Source organism: Nonomuraea sp. NPDC048881 (assembly GCF_040649795.1).
Lineage (GTDB): Bacteria > Actinomycetota > Actinomycetes > Streptosporangiales > Streptosporangiaceae > Nonomuraea.
In genome coordinates, this window is the sequence record NZ_JBEZGC010000006.1 from 224,636 (window position 1) to 239,797 (window position 15,162).

The following is a 15,162-nucleotide window of genomic DNA, read 5'->3' on the forward strand; positions in this document are numbered from 1 at the left end:
CAGGGTTTGTCCGACTCAACAATGACCGAAAGCCAGCAGCGGGCGATGCACGACCTGTTCCGCAAGATCGCACCGGTGGCCGACGAGCTCGGCCGCCTGTTCGCCGACCACGGCCACGAGCTGGCCCTCGTCGGCGGCCCCGTGCGCGACATCCTGCTGGGCCGCGTCGGCAACGACCTCGACCTGACCACCGACGCCAACCCCCACAGGGTGCTCGACGTCGTCAGGGACTGGGCCGACTCCGTGTGGACGATCGGCATCGACTTCGGCACCGTCGGCCTGCGCAAGGGCAACTGGCTGATCGAGATCACCACGTACCGGAGCGAGTCCTACGACCCCAAGTCGCGCAAGCCCGAGGTCGTCTACGGCGAGACGCTGGAGGCCGACCTGGAGCGGCGCGACTTCGCGGTCAACGCGATGGCGGTGCGCCTGCCCGGCCACGAGTTCGTCGACCCCTACGGCGGTCTCGACGACCTGCGCGCCAAGCGGCTGCGCACGCCCGGCACCCCCGAGCGCTCGTTCGCCGACGACCCGCTGCGCATGCTCAGGGCCGCCCGGTTCGCCTCCCAGCTCGGCTTCGGCGTCGACCGGGCCGCCCTGGCGGCGATGACCGCGATGGCCGAGCGCATCGAGATCGTCTCGGCCGAGCGCATCCGCGACGAGCTCGACAAGCTGCTCTGCGGTGCCAACCCGCGCGAGGGCCTGCGCCTGCTGGTGGAGACGGGCCTGGCCGCGCACGTGCTGCCCGAGCTGCCCAAGCTGCGCCTGGAGATCGACGAGCACCACCGGCACAAGGACGTCTACGAGCACAGCCTGACCGTCCTCGACCAGGCCATCGCCCAGGAGGAGGACGGCAAGCCCGACCGCATCCTGCGCTGGGCCGCGATCATGCACGACATCGGCAAGCCCAAGACCCGGCGCCACGAGGCCGGCGGGCGGGTGTCGTTCCACCACCACGAGGTCGTCGGCGCGCAGATGACCAAGAAGCGCATGACCGAGCTGAGGTTCCCCAAGGACGTCGTGGCCGACGTCTCCCAGCTGGTCGAGCTCCACCTGCGCTTCCACGGCTACGGCACGGGCGAGTGGACCGACAGCGCCGTGCGCCGCTACGTGCGCGACGCCGGCCACCTGCTCGGCCGCCTGCACAAGCTGACCAGGGCCGACTGCACCACCCGCAACAAGCGCAAGGCGGCGGCGCTGTCGCGCACCTACGACCAGCTCGAAGAGCGCATCGCCCGGCTCGCCGAGGAGGAGGAGCTGGCCAAGATCCGGCCCGAGCTCGACGGCAACGAGATCCAGGCCGTGCTCGGCGTGGGCCCTGGGCCCGTGGTGGGCCGGGCGTACAAGTTCCTGCTCGACCTCAGGCTGGACAAGGGCGTGCTCGGCAAGGAGGCGGCCACCCAGGCGCTGCTCGACTGGGCGCGGTCAAACGGCCTGGGAGCGTGACGACGACGTCGTGACCATCCGGTAGGCCAGCGCCGCCACGGGGTAGCCCACCGTGATGATCACGACCGCCGGGTACGACTTGCCGTTGGGCGGCAGGATCGCCGCCGAGAGCGCGGCGGCCAGCACGTACATGCCGTTGAAGAGCATGTCGTAGAGCGAGAAGGCACGGCCGAGATAGGCGTCCTCGACGTCGCGCTGGACGGTCGTGTCGGCGCAGATCTTGACGCTCTGCCCGGCCACGCCCAGCACGAAGCCGGCCACCGGCAGCCCCCACGTCTGGAACGGCAGGACCAGCGCGCCCGCCAGCACGCCGGCCGAGGACAGCGCGATGACCACCCAGGGGCCGATGCCGAACCGCTCGGTCGCGTACGGGGTGATGATCACCGCGAGGAAGTAGCCGAAGCCGGAGGCGGCCACCACCAGGCCGATCCCGCGCAGGGCGGCGTCGGGGTCGCCGTCGGTGAAGTAGTAGCGGTAGAGGATGATGCCGAGGGCGGTGGCCATTCCGTACAGGAAGCGGTGGGCGGCCATCGCGCCCATGGTCGCGGCTGCCTCGCGGTGGCGTGCCAGGTGCCGGGCGCCGTCGACCAGGCCCACGACCACGTTGCGCAGGGCCTCGCGGGCCTGGGGCTGGTCGGGGTCGTAGGAGGGGCCGAGCAGCGCGCGGTCCATCGTGCGGGCGACCAGGGCGCTCAGCCCGAACATCACGCCGGACACGGCCAGCAGCAGCCCGATGCCCCGGTCGCCGTCGCCGAGCACCTCGCGCAGCAGGAACCCGACGCCCGCGCCGACGAACGTGACCACGGTGCCGCAGGTCGGCGTCACCGCGTTGGCCGCCATCAGCCGGTCGGACGGCACCACGTGCGGCAGCGAGGCGCCGAGCGCGGCCAGGAAGAACCGGTTGACCCCGAGCACGCCGAGCGCGGCCGCGTAGAAGACGGGATCGGGCGCGTCGGAGGCGACCAGTGCCGCCGCGACCAGCAGCAGCCCACCGCGCACGAACGGCGCTATGACCAGGATCTGCCGCCGCGACCACCGGTCGATGAACACCCCGACGAACGGCCCGAGCACGCTGTACGGCAGGAACAGCACGGCCAGGCCGGCGGCCACCGCCAGGGCCGTCGTCTGCTTCTCGGGGCTGAAGAAGGCGAAGTTCGTGACGCCGAACTGGAAGATCCCGTCGGAGAACTGGGAGACCAGCCGCGTGCCGAACAGCCGTCGGAAGTCACGGCCTTGGAGGACGACGCGGAGATCGGCGACGAATGACACCCCGTCAGCCTAGCCGTGCGCACCGCGGCATAGGATGCGCCGGAGGCGGCCGGGCGGGTTCCGAACGCGCATGGCGATCTCGTACGCTTCAAAGCGTGACCACTGAGGAACACGTTGTGCTGGTCGACCGCGAGGGGCACGCGCTCGGCACCGCGCCCAAGACGTCGGTGCACGGCCGGGAGACCCCGCTCCATCTAGCCTTCTCCAGCTACGTCTTCGACCCCGAGGGCCGCGTGCTGCTCACCAGGCGGGCCAGCCACAAGATCACCTGGCCCGGCGTCTGGACCAACAGCTGCTGCGGCCACCCGCTGCCGGGCGAGCCGCTCGGCCGGGCGGTCATCCGCAGGCTTTCCTACGAGCTCGGCCTGCACGCCGGCGGCGCCGATCTCATGCTGCCCGGCTTCTCCTACCGCGCCGTCATGGGCAACGGCATCGTCGAGCACGAGCTGTGCCCGGTCTACCGCGTCACGGTCGACACCCCGGTGGCGCCCAACCCCGACGAGGTGGGCGAGGTGCGCTGGATGCCGTGGAAGGAGTTCGCCGAGGGCGTGCGCAGCGGCCTGCTGGCGATCTCACCGTGGTGCAGGGAACAGGTGCCGCTGCTCAGCGAGCTGGGCGCCGACCCGATGGCCTGGTCTCCCGCCTCCGACGACGAACTGCCCCCCGCCGCGCGCGGCTGAAGCCGCGGCCGCGAGGGGCCCACAGGTCAGCGCTCGACCTCGCCCCTGATGAACTTCTCGACGTACTCGCGGGCCTCGTCGTCGGAGTACTGCTCCGGCGGCGACTTCATGAAGTACGACGACGCCGACAGGATCGGGCCGCCGATGCCCCGGTCAAGAGCGATCTTGGCCGCGCGCACGGCGTCGATGATGATGCCGGCCGAGTTGGGGGAGTCCCAGACCTCCAGCTTGTACTCCAGGTTCAGCGGGGTGTCGCCGAACGAGCGGCCCTCCAGGCGCACGTACGCCCACTTGCGGTCGTCGAGCCACGGCACGTGGTCCGACGGGCCGATGTGCACGTCGGCCTTGCCCATCTCGTGCGGGATCTGCGAGGTGACCGACTGCGTCTTGGAGATCTTCTTCGACTGGAGCCGGCTGCGCTCCAGCATGTTCATGAAGTCCATGTTGCCGCCGAAGTTGAGCTGGTACGTGCGCAGCAGCTCGACACCGCGGTCCTCGAACAGCTTGGCTAGCACGCGGTGCGTGATGGTGGCGCCGACCTGCGACTTGATGTCGTCGCCGACGATCGGCACCCCGGCCTCGGTGAACTTCTCGGCCCACTCGGGGTCGGAGGCGATGAAGACCGGCAGCGCGTTGACGAACGCCACCTTGGCGTCGATGGCGCACTGCGCGTAGAAACGGTCGGCCTCCTCCGAGCCCACCGGCAGGTACGACACCAGCACGTCGACCTGGTTGTCGCGGAGCACCTTGACCACGTCGACGGGTTCCTCGTCGGACTCCTCGATGATCTCGCGGTAGAACTCGCCCAGACCGTCGAAGGTGTGGCCGCGCAGCACGGTCACCCCCGTGGGCGGCACATCGGTGATCTTCACGGTGTTGTTCTCGCTGGCGACGATCGCCTCGGACAGGTCGCGGCCGACCTTCTTGGCGTCCACGTCGAAGGCGGCGACGAACTCGACGTCGCCCACGTGGTACTCACCGAACTTCACGTGCATCAGGCCCGGCACTCGTGCGGCCGGGTCCGCATCCTTGTAGTAGTGGACGCCCTGGACCAGCGAAGACGCGCAGTTGCCGACGCCGACAATGGCCACGCGAACCGAACCCATCGCACTCGCTCCCTTACTCATCAGTTGACGTGGTATCTCTCTCGGGCCCTTCCGAGGCCCGCCGCTCCGTGGCGATCAGCTCGTTCAGCCAACGCACCTCGCGTTCGACCGACTCGAGCCCATGGCGCTGCAGCTCGAGCGTGTAGCTGTCGAGCCGCTCCCTGGTACGGGCCAGCGCCGTGCGCACGCTGTCGAGGCGCTCCTCCAGGCGGCTGCGGCGGCCTTCGAGGATGCGCAGGCGCACCTCGGCCTCCGTGTGCCTGAAGAAGGCGAAGTGCACACCGAAGCTCTCGTCCTCCCAGGCTGACGGGCCGGCCTGGGTCAGCAGCTCCTGGAGGCGTTCCTTGCCCTCCGCGGTGAGCTTATAGACGATTTTCGACCGGCCGCCGACGATCGTGGCGGGAGCGGGCTGCTCCTCCACGATGAGGCCCTGGGCCAGCAGTGATCGCAGACAGGGGTACAGCGATCCATAGGAGAACGCACGGAACATGCCCAACAGGGCGTTGAGCCGTTTGCGCAGCTCATAGCCGTGTAGCGGCTGTTCGTGCAGCGACCCGAGCACGGCTAGCTCCAGAACTCTGCCTTGTCCGCTGGCCACTGGAACCGCCCCCTCTCGCGTCGATGTATCGAGTCGATACATCCAGAGGATACGTCGATTCGCTATAAGGCCGCAATCAAAGGATTTGCCAAGCCGTTGGGATGATTCGGTAAAACGCCGTAGTCTGGCGCTCATGTGGTCACAGCGGAGGGTGGTGGACTACGGCCTCGCCAAGCGGGCAGCGGTCCGTTCCCTGGAGGTGGGCCGTGCCTCGCGCGGGGACCTCTGTGACGCACAGCCGTACCTCCTTCGCGCGGCCCGCGTGTTCGGCGAGCCGACCGAACGTCTCTGCCCGGTGTGCGAGAGGGAGAACGTCACCAACGTGACCTATGTCTTCGGCGATTCGCTGGGACGGCATGCCGGTCAGGCAAAGGCCACGTCAGAGCTTGTCGAAATGGCCCATGATTACGATGAGTTCCGGGTGTACGTCGTCGAGGTCTGCCAAGGTTGTTCCTGGAACCACCTGACGGTCTCGTTCGTCCTCGGCAACGGACCGCCAGACCTCGTCGGCCAACCGTGAACACCGAGGGCGGCGAGTCACCTCACGCCCATACGCCGTTTTTATCCGACGACGATGCGAGGACGTGTGAGTAACAGCATGAATGAGGGGACGGCCCGCCCGGGAAGGCGCCGTCGCTCCAACTCATCCCGTTCTGTGCCCCCAGGTTCTCCTCCCCAAACCGGCGATTCCGATTGGGGTGCCTCGCAGCAACAGCGTCGTCCTGAAGCCGCGTACGAGCAGACGGGCGCGATGTCCGCGCAGCCGTACGGCGACCCCGCCTCCGGGCGGCAGCCCCAGCGCGGGGCGCCCCAGGGGCGCGAGGAGCCGGCGCCGCGCAGCCGCTCCCGGGCCCGGCAGGACACGCGTTCGCTGAGCAACCAGGAGACGATGGTCAGCGACGCGCCGCCCAGGCGCTCGCGCCGGGCGAGCGGGCAGGGCGAGCCCCCCGAGCCGCCCGGCCCGCCGGACAGGAAGCGCGGCGGCTGGCGCCGGTTCGTGCCCAGTTGGAAGATCGTCGTGGCCAGCGTGGTCGTGCTGGCGGCCGGCATCTTCGGCATGATCATGGTCGCGTACAACCTCACGCCGGTGCCCGAGGGCACGCAGGCGTCGGCGGTCGCGCAGCAGAGCACGCTCTACTACCGCAACGGCAAGGTCCTCGCCAAGCTCGGCGTGCCCCGGCAGACCGTCACCATCGACAAGATGGCGCAAACGGTCAGGGACGCCACGGTCGCCATCGAGAACAAGACGTTCTACGAGGACTCCGGCGTCTCCCTCTCGGGCATGGCCCGTTCGGTGTGGATGACCGCGACCGGCCAGCAGCTCCAGGGCGCCTCGACCATCACCCAGCAGATGGCCCGCGGCTACTACGACGGCCTCAGCCAGGAGGTCTCCGTAAAGCGCAAGCTCAAGGAGATCTTCGTCGCGGTCAAGCTCAACCAGTCGCTGTCCAAGGAAGAGATCCTCGCCCGCTACCTCAACACCGTGAACTTCGGCCTCGCCTACGGTGTCGAGGCCGCCTCGCAGGCGTACTTCGGCAAGAGCGTGCACGCCAAGGACCTGACCCCCGAGCAGGGCGCCTACCTGGCCGCCCGCATCCAGCGCCCGAGCTGGGGCCCCGACGACCCCGGCCTGCGCGACCGGTGGAGCACGACCATCAAGTACATGGCCGAGCAGTGGCCCCAGAAGTACGGCGACCTGCCGGCGAAGGCGAAGTTCCCGAAGATCCGCAAGGGCGAGACCAAGGAGGTCTACGCGGGGCTGCGCGGTTACATGATCACGCAGGTGCTGGAGGAGCTGAAGCAGCGCAAGCTCACCCCCGACATGGTCAGGAGCGGCGGCTACCAGATCACCTCCACCTTCGACGAGAACCTCATGAAGGCCGCCAAGACGGCCGTCGAGGCCACGACGGCGAACATGTCGAAGGAGTTCCACGCCGGTCTGGCCGCCGTCGACCCGAGGAACGGCCGCGTCCTGGCCTTCTACGGCGGCTCCGACTACCTCACCGACCCGTTCAACGAGCCCTTCGACGCCGAGAAGCAGGCCGCGTCCGCGTTCAAGCCGTACGTGCTGGCCGCCTGGCTGCAGGCCGGTTACTCGCTCAAGAGCTACGTGCCGGGCAACCAGACCGTGCCGAAGGTCATCCCCGGCCAGCAGGACGGCGGCTTCCGCAACAGCCACAACGTCGGCCAGGCCGTCGATGTGGTCAAGGCCACGGCCGAGTCGGTCAACACCGCGTACGTGTCGATGGCGTACAAGCTGCCCAGGAAGCTCGACGAGGTCAAGGAGCTCGTGGAGAACGCCGGGTTCGACAAGGGCCGCATGGACAAGGACGTCGAGGACCACCAGTTCCAGTTCGCCATCGGCAGCGCCCCGGTGACGCCGGTCGAGCAGGCCGCCGGATACTCGATCTTCGCCAACGGCGGCAAGTACACCAGGTACCACGTGGTCCAGGACGTCAAGCTCAACGGCCAGGTCGTCTACCCCGAGCAGCGGACCTCGACCAGGGTCATCGACGCCGAGGTGGCCGCCGACGCGACGACCGCCATGCAGGAGGTGCTGAGGAGCGGCACCGCCCGTGGCCAGGGGCTCGGCAACCGGCCCGCGGCCGGCAAGACCGGCACCAACAACAACGAGAAGGAAGCCTGGTTCGTCGGTTACACGCCGCAGATCTCCGCTGCTGTGGGGTTCTACCGCGAGCGGTGCGTGACCAAGACGGGCAAGACCGTTCAGCCCCGGCACTCGAACTGTCCCGAGACCCCGAACGAGAAGAAGCCGAGCAAGAAGTACGGCCCGAACAACCGGTACACCACGGCCGTAGAAGCCCCGCTCGGCTTCGAGGGCGCCGGCCCGCCCACCGCGACCTGGCGGCGGTTCATGCTCGCCGCCCACGAGGGCAAGCCGATCGAGCAGTTCCCGCAGAAGGCCGACATCGGCCTGCCGGAGAACATCGTGGAGCGCCCGGTGCCGACGCCGACGCCGACCGCCACGAACCCGTTCGACGACGGCGCGGACAACCCCTTCGACGACGGCAGCGACCAGAACTGCCTGGTCGCGCCGTGCAACGACGACAGCGGTGACGTCACCGACGACTCCCAGGACACCGGCATCCCCGAGGCCGACGACCACGGCATCCTGAGCGGCGGCGGAGGCGGCAAGGTGCCCGACTCCCGGCCGACGGGAAGCTCGCAGATGAGCGCCCGACACGAGGAGTGGTGACCACGACCGAGGCACGCGTCCCGCTGGCGGCGCGTGCCGTGCCGTACCTGCCCCTGGGGCTGATCGCCGCCCTGGGGGCCGTCCTCGGCTACGTCGTGCGGCTGCCGTGCCGGACCGGTGGATGGAACGACCAGGTCCAGACGTACACGAACTTCTGTTACACCGACATCTACCCGCTGTACTTCGACCGGCAGCTCGCGACCCAGAACCCGTACTTCGCCGACGTGCCGTTCGACAAGCAGGTCGAGTACCCCGTGGTGCTCGGCGAGGTGATGCAGGTCATCGCCTGGATCTCGCGGAAGCTGGAGCTCGACCAGGTCGCGCAGGCCGTCCGGTTCTACGACCTCACGGTCCTGCTGCTCGGCGTCTGCCTGGTGGCCGGCGTCCTGCTGATGGCGGCGGTGGCCGGGCCCACCCGCCGGTGGGACGCGTTGTGGTACGCGATCTCGCCCGCCGTGATCCTGGCCGCGTACATCAACTGGGACCTGGTCGCCGGCGCGCTGTCGATGGGCATGCTGCTGGCCTGGGCGCGCAGACGGCAGGTGCTCGCGGGCGTGCTGCTCGGGCTGGCGATCGCGACCAAGTTCTACCCGCTGATGTTCCTCGGCGCGCTGTTCCTGCTCACGCTGCGGACCGCGCGCTGGCGGCCGTTCCTGGTGACGCTGGGGTCGGCCGCGGGGGCCTGGCTCGTGGTGAACGTGCCCTTCATGGTCTTCGCCTGGGACGGCTGGCGCCGGTTCTACGTCTTCTCCCAGGAACGCGGGATCGACTGGGGCTCGCCGTGGCTGTTCTTCCAGCGCAAGGGCTGGGGGGTCCTGGGCGAGGCCGACGTCAGCACCCTCGGCATGGTGACGCTGGCCGCGCTCTGCCTGGGCATCGCCGTGCTCGCGCTCACCGCGCCGCGCCGGCCCCGGCTGGCGCAGCTCTGCTTCCTCGCCCTGGCCGCTTTCATGATGACGAACAAGGTGTGGTCGCCGCAGTTCGTGTTGTGGCTGGTGCCGTTCGCGGTGCTGGCCAGGCCCAGGTGGAAGCCGCTGGCGTTGTGGCAGCTCGCCGAGGTCTGGTACTTCGCGGCGATCTGGCTCTACCTGCTCGCCCAGCCCCCGCTCAGCAGGGACGACCTGGGCATCGGGGACGACACGTACTTCACCGCCGTCTGGGGACGGGTCATCACCATCGGGATCATGATGGCGTTCGTCGTCCGTGACATCCTGCGTCCGGAACGCGACGTGGTGCGCCAGGGCGACATCGACGACCAGGGGGGCGGGGTGTTCGACGACGCCCCCGACAGGTTCGTGCTGAAGACAAGATGATCACCCGCTCGACCGCCCGGGACGCGCTGCTGCTGTGGCTCGGATCGCGGGCCGGGCTCCTGCTGTCGACGCTGCTCGGCCTGACCCTGGCCGAGTACGCCGGCAAGTGGCGCCAATGGGACGCCGGCCTGTTCGTCACCATCGCCCAGTACGGCTACGACGGCGAACCGGGCAAGCCACGCGACGACGGCCTGCCCGCGTTCTTCCCCGGCCTGCCGGTCGTGCTGCGGGTGGTGCATCTCGTGGTCCCCGACTGGGCGATCTGCGGGCTGCTGATCTCGCTGGTCGCCGGGGCGGTGGCCATGGTCGCGCTGGCCCGGCTGGCCGAGGTCGAGGGCGCGACCAGCTGGATGGCGGTGCTGGCGCTGCTGCTGTTCCCGATGGCCGTGTTCCTGGCGGCGGGCTACAGCGAGTCGCTGTTCCTGGCCTTAGCGATCCCCGCGTGGCTGGCCGCCCGGCTCGGCCGCTGGCCGCAGGCCGTCCTGCTGGCGGCGGGGGCGTCGTGCGTGCGGATCACCGGCCTGTTCCTGGCGGTCGCGCTGGCGGTGGAGTTCGTCAGGAGCAGGGAGTCGTGGCGGCGGGCCGGCTGGCTGGCGGTGCCGTTCCTGCCGCTGGCGGCGTACTCCTTATACCACTACCGGCGGTCGGGCGACTGGCTGGCGTGGAAGCACGCGCAGGAGGCCGGCTGGGGACGCGACTTCGTCTGGCCCTGGGAGGCGTGGCGCACGACGTGGAACTCGGCCATGGGCACCGACGACTTCGCGGTGGCCTTCCGCATGGAGATCGCCGGGGCCGTGCTGGCGGTGGGCGTGCTGGTGTGGCTGCTGGCGCTGCGCAGGTGGAGCGAGGCCGTCTACTGCGGGTTGCAGGCGGCGGCGCTGATGACCTCGGCGTACTACCTGTCGATCCCGCGCTCGCTGCTGCTGTGGTTCCCGCTGTGGGTCCTGGTCGCCAAGGTCGCGACCAGGAAGCCGTGGGTGATCGTGCTGTACGCGATGATCTGCGGGCCGCTCATGTACCTGAACGCGGCCCGCTTCCTCACGGGCGCCTGGGCGGGCTGAAGTCTCTACCCGTTTCTTCGCCTCGGTAATCCAGGGAAGTTATCCACAGGCTGTGTGCTTTCGGTCCGGAGACGTTCAGAGGTTCTTGCGCAGGAACGCGATGTCGTCGGCCTGGCCCTCGCCCGGCGTCTCCACCACGACCGGGGCGCCCGCCGCGCGGCAGACCGCCAGGATCAGCTCCGGGTCGATCTTCCCCTGACCCAGGTTCGCGTGCCGGTCGGCGCCGGAGTCGAAGTCGTCGCGCGAGTCGTTGCAGTGGACGAGGTCGATCCGGCCGGTGATCGCCTTGACCCGCTCGACCAGGTCGACCAGCTCCTCGCCGCCCGCGTGCGCGTGACAGGTGTCGAGGCAGAAGCCCACGTCGAAGCCGTCGAGCGCATCCCACAGACGGGCGATGCGCTCCAGCTTGCGGGCCATGGCGTTGCCGCCGCCCGCGGTGTTCTCGATGAGCACGGGGATCGGGCACTCCATGCGCTCGAACACCTTGCGCCAGTTGTCGAAGCCCACCTGCGGGTCGTCGCTCTTGTTGACGTGGCCGCCGTGCACGACCAGGCCCTTGGCGCCGAGCCCCGCGGCCGCCTTGAGGTGCTGTTCGAGCAGCTTGCGGCTGGGGATCCTGATGCGGTTGTTCGTCGTGGCGACGTTGATCAGGTAGGGGGCGTGGATGTAGACGTCGACGCCCTCGACCGGCTTGTCCGGCAGCACCGGCTTGGCGTAGCCCTGCGGGTCGCCGAGGAAGAACTGCACGACCTCCGCCCCGACCCGTTCGGCGTGAGCGGCGGGATCGTCCTGGTCGACGTGAGCTCCGATACGCACCATGTCAAGGAGCTTATCCGTTTGGCGGAACCGCCTCCGGGAAGACGCCCGGCACCCCCTACCCCCGAGGAGAGCGCACATGACACGCTGGCGGCTGCGGGCGCTGATCTTATTGGTCTACGTGATCGTCGGAATCTACGTCGCCTGGATCTACGACTACATCACCCCGGGTCTCCTCCGGGACGTCGCCGAGGCTCTGCTCGCGGTGTTCCTCTGGTTCCTGGTGCTGCTCGGCATCGACCTGCACATCGGCAGGTGAGTCACATGTACCCGACGGCCCCGGCGTCACCGGGGCCGTACGCCGGGCGAGAGGCCCGTCAAGGATGCGGCAGGAAGCCGCCGTGGGCGATGCCGAGCACGGCCCCCACGAACGAGGCCACCAGGCCGACGATGTTGACCGAGCGCTGCGGCGTGGTCACCGAGATGTACTGCGAGTAGAGCCCGGTCCCGAAACCGAGCGTGCCGATCCAGGACGAGATCACGTGGGCGGCGGGGAAGAACGCGGCGACGAACGCCACGAGCCCGCACACCAGTGTCGCGATCGCCAGGCCGTTCTCCACCGGGTGAGAGCGTCCGTCGGTGTTGAGCGTGAGCCTGAACCGCTCCCTCTCTGAGGGATGAAGCACATGTGGCACAGCCGCCACCCCCTTGGTTTCCTACAGGCCTTCCCACCTACTCGTGGCTGGTAACCTGGGCAGCGCTGCGTTGTGATGGGTGACCCATCGCCCCGGGGCGCCGAAATGGGGCGCCGCGGCCTGACGTCAGCGTCCTCCTGTCACGGCAGAGTGTCGTGACCGCAAAAGTCCAGAGGAGGTTGGAGTCCCGCATGCGTCGTTACGAAGTAATGGTCATTCTGGACCCTTCGCTCGATGAGCGCACTGTCGCGCCGTCCCTCGACCAGTTCCTCACCGTGGTCCGCAACGACGGCGGCACCGTGGAGAAGGTCGACGTCTGGGGCCGTCGCCGTCTCGCCTACGACATCGACAAGAAGTCGGAAGGCATCTACGCCGTCATCGACCTGTCCGCGGAGCCCGCGACGGTCAAGGAGCTCGACCGCCAGATGAACCTCAACGAGGGCATTCTGCGCACCAAGGTCCTGCGCCCGGACGTGCACTAGCCACAGGAAAGCCGCGAAGCGGGCCGTCCCTCCGGGAGGCGGCTCAACGAGCGGGTTTCTTGTTGACGACCACCGGCTTTTTGTCGGAGAGCACCCGTACTCTGAGCCGTAACCCAAGCGAAGGCGTGCAGGAAGGCGAGCGCTAGCCATGGCAGCAGGCGACACCGTAATCACCATCGTCGGCAATCTTGTCGACGACCCGGAGCTGCGCTTCACCCCGACGGGTCAAGCGGTGGCTCGATTCCGCATCGCGTCCACTCCGCGGTTCATGGATCGCCAGACCAACGAGTGGAAGGATGGCGAAAGCCTCTTCCTGACCTGCAACGTGTGGCGGCAGGCGGCGGAGAACGCCGCCGAGAGCCTCCAGCGCGGCATGCGGGTCATCGTGCAGGGGCGGCTCAAGCAACGGTCTTACGAGACCAAGGAAGGCGAGAAGCGCACGGTCTATGAGGTCGAGGTCGACGAGGTCGGCCCGTCCCTGCGCAACGCCACGGCCAAGGTCAACCGCACCACCCGCCAGGGTGGCGGCGGTGGCGGCGGCTTCGGCGGCGGTCCCGCCGACGACCCGTGGGCCTCTGCCTCGCCCGCCCCGCCCCAGGGCGGCGGCTACCAGGGCGGTGGCGGCGGCTTCGGCGGCGGCGGTGGCGGCAACCAGGGCGGCGGCTTCGGCGGCGGCAACGACTTCAGCGACGAACCGCCTTTCTAACACCTGTCCACAAGCCCGAGTCCATTCCCGCCCGAAAGGCGGGGCTCTGAGAGGAGCACCACGATGGCTAAGCCGGCACTGCGCAAGCCCAAGAAGAAGGTTTGCCTGTTCTGCCACGACAAGATCTCATACGTCGACTACAAGGACACGGCGCTGCTGCGGAAGTTCATCTCCGACCGCGGCAAGATCCGTGCGCGCCGGGTGACGGGCAACTGCACCCAGCACCAGCGCGACGTGGCGACCGCGATCAAGAACGCCCGTGAGGTGGCTCTGCTGCCTTACACGAGCACCGCGCGCTAAGGAGGTCTGTCGACATGAAGCTCATCCTCACCAACGAGGTCTCCGGCCTCGGCGCCCCTGGCGACGTCGTCGAGGTCAAGGACGGCTACGGCCGTAACTACCTCATCCCGCGCGGCTACGCCATGCGCTGGACGCGTGGCGCCGAGCGCCAGATCGAGACCATCAAGAAGGCTCGCGACGCTCGCGAGATCCGCGACCTCGGCACCGCCAAGGAGGTCGCCGGCCAGCTCGGCGCCCTGCGCGTGCGGCTGTCCACCCGCGCGGGCGAGTCGGGCCGGCTGTTCGGCTCGATCACCACGGGCGACATCGCCGACGCCGTCAAGGCGGCCGGTGGCCCGATCCTCGACCGCCGTCGCATCGAGATCCGCAACCCGATCAAGAGCGTCGGGTCGCACAAGATCACCGTCAAGCTCCACCCCGAGGTGTCGGCGTCCGTCGACGTCGACGTCGTGGCTGGCTGACGAACGCTGATCAAGCCCCTCTCCGTCAGGAGGGGGGCTTTTTCGCGTTCCGGGGGACCGGCTGCCACGGTGGCGCGTTCCCCTGCGGGACCGGCTGGCCTGGTGACCTGCGCACTTCATTCCTATGGGGGCCGCGTAGAATGCCTGCGTTCTTTGTGTGTGTTTCCCCCTGGAGGCTCTGCCATGGCCCGTTCCACGATGCTGCTTGCGATCGGTGTGCTCGCGGTAGGGGCCGTCGCATGTGCCCCTGCCGACCAACCGGCCGCCACGGCGACCGGTTCCGCCCCGACCGGCTCCGCGGCGGCCGACGCCTGCGCCAAGGACCAGCTCAAGCTCGTCAACGGCGGCAAGCTGACCGTCGGCACGGACAAGCCGGCCTACGAGCCGTGGTTCAAGAACGACGACCCCAGCAACGGCCAGGGGTTCGAGAGCGCGGTGGCGTTCGCGGTGGCCGGTGAGCTCGGCTTCGACCGGACCGAGGTGGAGTGGAGCACGGTCAAGTTCGACTCCGCGTTCGCGCCCGGCGCCAAGCAGTTCGACTTCGACGTCAACCAGGTCTCGATCAACCCCGACCGCGCCAAGGCGGTCGACTTCAGCAAGGGCTACTACACGGTCAAGCAGGCCGTCGTGGCGATCAAGGGCAGCAAGTTCGCCGAGGCCAAGAGCGTGGCCGAGCTCAAGGACGCCAAGTTCGGCGTCCAGGTGGGCACCACGTCGCTGGCCGGCGTCAACGACGTGATCAAGCCGTCCGCCGAGCCCAACGTCTACAACGACCAGGTCGACGCCGTGAACGCGCTGAAGAACAAGCAGGTGGACGCGATCGTCGTCGACGTGCCCACCGCGTTCTACGTGACGGCCGCCCAGGTGGAGAACTCCAAGATCGTCGGCCAGTTCAGCTCGACCGGCGGCACGCCGGAGGAGTTCGGGCTGGTCATGGAGAAGGGCAGCGCGCTCAAGCCCTGCGTCGACAAGGCCGTCGACTCGCTGAAGTCGAAGGGTGAGCTGACGAAGATCGAGCAGGAGTGGCTGGGCTCGGCGGCGGGCGCGCCCGAACTGTCGTGAGCCCGACCGG

Annotated in this window: 17 protein-coding genes; 12 read left to right on the plus strand and 5 right to left on the minus strand. The window is 68.8% G+C overall.

Going from position 1 to position 15,162, the window contains the following annotated elements; all coding sequences use genetic code 11:
- Positions 1-21: 21 nt before the first annotated feature.
- The gene (locus tag AB0C33_RS23115; protein WP_358291222.1) at positions 22-1,446 is read left to right on the plus strand and encodes a CCA tRNA nucleotidyltransferase; all 1,425 of its coding nucleotides are present in this window, start codon (positions 22-24) and stop codon (positions 1,444-1,446) included.
- Here AB0C33_RS23115 and AB0C33_RS23120 read toward each other — a convergent pair.
- Positions 1,426-2,715 (minus strand): MFS transporter, encoded by a 1,290-nt coding sequence (locus AB0C33_RS23120; RefSeq protein WP_358291224.1) that lies wholly within the window; start codon positions 2,713-2,715, stop codon positions 1,426-1,428. The two genes, AB0C33_RS23115 and AB0C33_RS23120, sit on opposite strands and share 21 nt — an antisense overlap.
- Before the next feature lie 95 nt (positions 2,716-2,810).
- Here AB0C33_RS23120 and idi point away from each other — a divergent pair, with 95 nt between their 5' ends.
- Positions 2,811-3,395, plus strand: a complete 585-nt coding sequence (idi, locus tag AB0C33_RS23125; protein ID WP_358291226.1) for an isopentenyl-diphosphate Delta-isomerase — start codon at positions 2,811-2,813, stop codon at positions 3,393-3,395.
- A gap of 26 nt (positions 3,396-3,421) precedes the next feature.
- Here idi and AB0C33_RS23130 read toward each other — a convergent pair whose 3' ends face one another.
- Together AB0C33_RS23130 and AB0C33_RS23135 are read right to left on the minus strand one after the other, a co-directional pair.
- The gene (locus AB0C33_RS23130) at positions 3,422-4,501 is read right to left on the minus strand and encodes an inositol-3-phosphate synthase (protein WP_352362269.1); all 1,080 of its coding nucleotides are present in this window, start codon (positions 4,499-4,501) and stop codon (positions 3,422-3,424) included.
- 13 nt (positions 4,502-4,514) lie between these two features.
- On the minus strand, positions 4,515-5,099 hold the full coding sequence (locus tag AB0C33_RS23135; protein ID WP_352322949.1) for a PadR family transcriptional regulator: 585 nt from the start codon (positions 5,097-5,099) through the stop codon (positions 4,515-4,517).
- 133 nt (positions 5,100-5,232) lie between these two features.
- Here AB0C33_RS23135 and AB0C33_RS23140 point away from each other — a divergent pair, with 133 nt between their 5' ends.
- From AB0C33_RS23140 to AB0C33_RS23155, 4 genes are all read left to right on the plus strand, one after another.
- The gene (locus tag AB0C33_RS23140; RefSeq protein WP_352322948.1) at positions 5,233-5,619 is read left to right on the plus strand and encodes a DUF5318 family protein; all 387 of its coding nucleotides are present in this window, start codon (positions 5,233-5,235) and stop codon (positions 5,617-5,619) included.
- Between the two features lie 231 nt (positions 5,620-5,850).
- A complete protein-coding gene (locus tag AB0C33_RS23145) occupies positions 5,851-8,316 on the plus strand; it encodes a transglycosylase domain-containing protein (protein ID WP_358291228.1) in 2,466 nt (821 codons plus the stop codon).
- Complete coding sequence (locus tag AB0C33_RS23150) at positions 8,313-9,629, plus strand: glycosyltransferase 87 family protein (protein ID WP_358291230.1); 1,317 nt, start codon at positions 8,313-8,315, stop codon at positions 9,627-9,629. Before AB0C33_RS23145 ends, AB0C33_RS23150 begins: the two co-directional genes overlap by 4 nt.
- A complete protein-coding gene (locus AB0C33_RS23155; RefSeq protein ID WP_358291232.1) occupies positions 9,626-10,690 on the plus strand; it encodes a mannosyltransferase family protein in 1,065 nt (354 codons plus the stop codon). Before AB0C33_RS23150 ends, AB0C33_RS23155 begins: the two co-directional genes overlap by 4 nt.
- A 75-nt stretch (positions 10,691-10,765) precedes the next feature.
- Here AB0C33_RS23155 and AB0C33_RS23160 read toward each other — a convergent pair whose 3' ends face one another.
- Complete coding sequence (locus AB0C33_RS23160; RefSeq protein WP_357973988.1) at positions 10,766-11,509, minus strand: deoxyribonuclease IV; 744 nt, start codon at positions 11,507-11,509, stop codon at positions 10,766-10,768.
- 76 nt (positions 11,510-11,585) lie between these two features.
- On the opposite strand from AB0C33_RS23160, the gene AB0C33_RS23165 reads away from it, so the two are divergent.
- Positions 11,586-11,765, plus strand: coding sequence for a hypothetical protein (locus AB0C33_RS23165; protein WP_357973985.1), 180 nt, complete (start codon positions 11,586-11,588; stop codon positions 11,763-11,765).
- Positions 11,766-11,823: 58 nt separating this feature from the next.
- On the opposite strand, the gene AB0C33_RS23170 is transcribed toward AB0C33_RS23165, so the two are convergent.
- Positions 11,824-12,066 (minus strand): hypothetical protein, encoded by a 243-nt coding sequence (locus tag AB0C33_RS23170; protein WP_358291234.1) that lies wholly within the window; start codon positions 12,064-12,066, stop codon positions 11,824-11,826.
- Between the two features lie 266 nt (positions 12,067-12,332).
- Here AB0C33_RS23170 and rpsF point away from each other — a divergent pair, with 266 nt between their 5' ends.
- The 5 genes from rpsF to AB0C33_RS23195 all read left to right on the plus strand — a co-directional run bounded on the left by rpsF (position 12,333) and on the right by AB0C33_RS23195 (position 15,152).
- On the plus strand, positions 12,333-12,623 hold the full coding sequence (rpsF, locus tag AB0C33_RS23175) for a 30S ribosomal protein S6 (protein ID WP_026214314.1): 291 nt from the start codon (positions 12,333-12,335) through the stop codon (positions 12,621-12,623).
- 148 nt (positions 12,624-12,771) lie between these two features.
- A complete protein-coding gene (locus AB0C33_RS23180) occupies positions 12,772-13,329 on the plus strand; it encodes a single-stranded DNA-binding protein (RefSeq protein ID WP_352322941.1) in 558 nt (185 codons plus the stop codon).
- Positions 13,330-13,392: 63 nt separating this feature from the next.
- Positions 13,393-13,629, plus strand: a complete 237-nt coding sequence (rpsR, locus tag AB0C33_RS23185; protein ID WP_020543048.1) for a 30S ribosomal protein S18 — start codon at positions 13,393-13,395, stop codon at positions 13,627-13,629.
- A gap of 14 nt (positions 13,630-13,643) precedes the next feature.
- A complete protein-coding gene (gene rplI, locus AB0C33_RS23190; protein ID WP_352322940.1) occupies positions 13,644-14,090 on the plus strand; it encodes a 50S ribosomal protein L9 in 447 nt (148 codons plus the stop codon).
- A gap of 183 nt (positions 14,091-14,273) precedes the next feature.
- Positions 14,274-15,152, plus strand: coding sequence for an ABC transporter substrate-binding protein (locus AB0C33_RS23195; RefSeq protein WP_358291237.1), 879 nt, complete (start codon positions 14,274-14,276; stop codon positions 15,150-15,152).
- Positions 15,153-15,162: the final 10 nt, after the last annotated feature.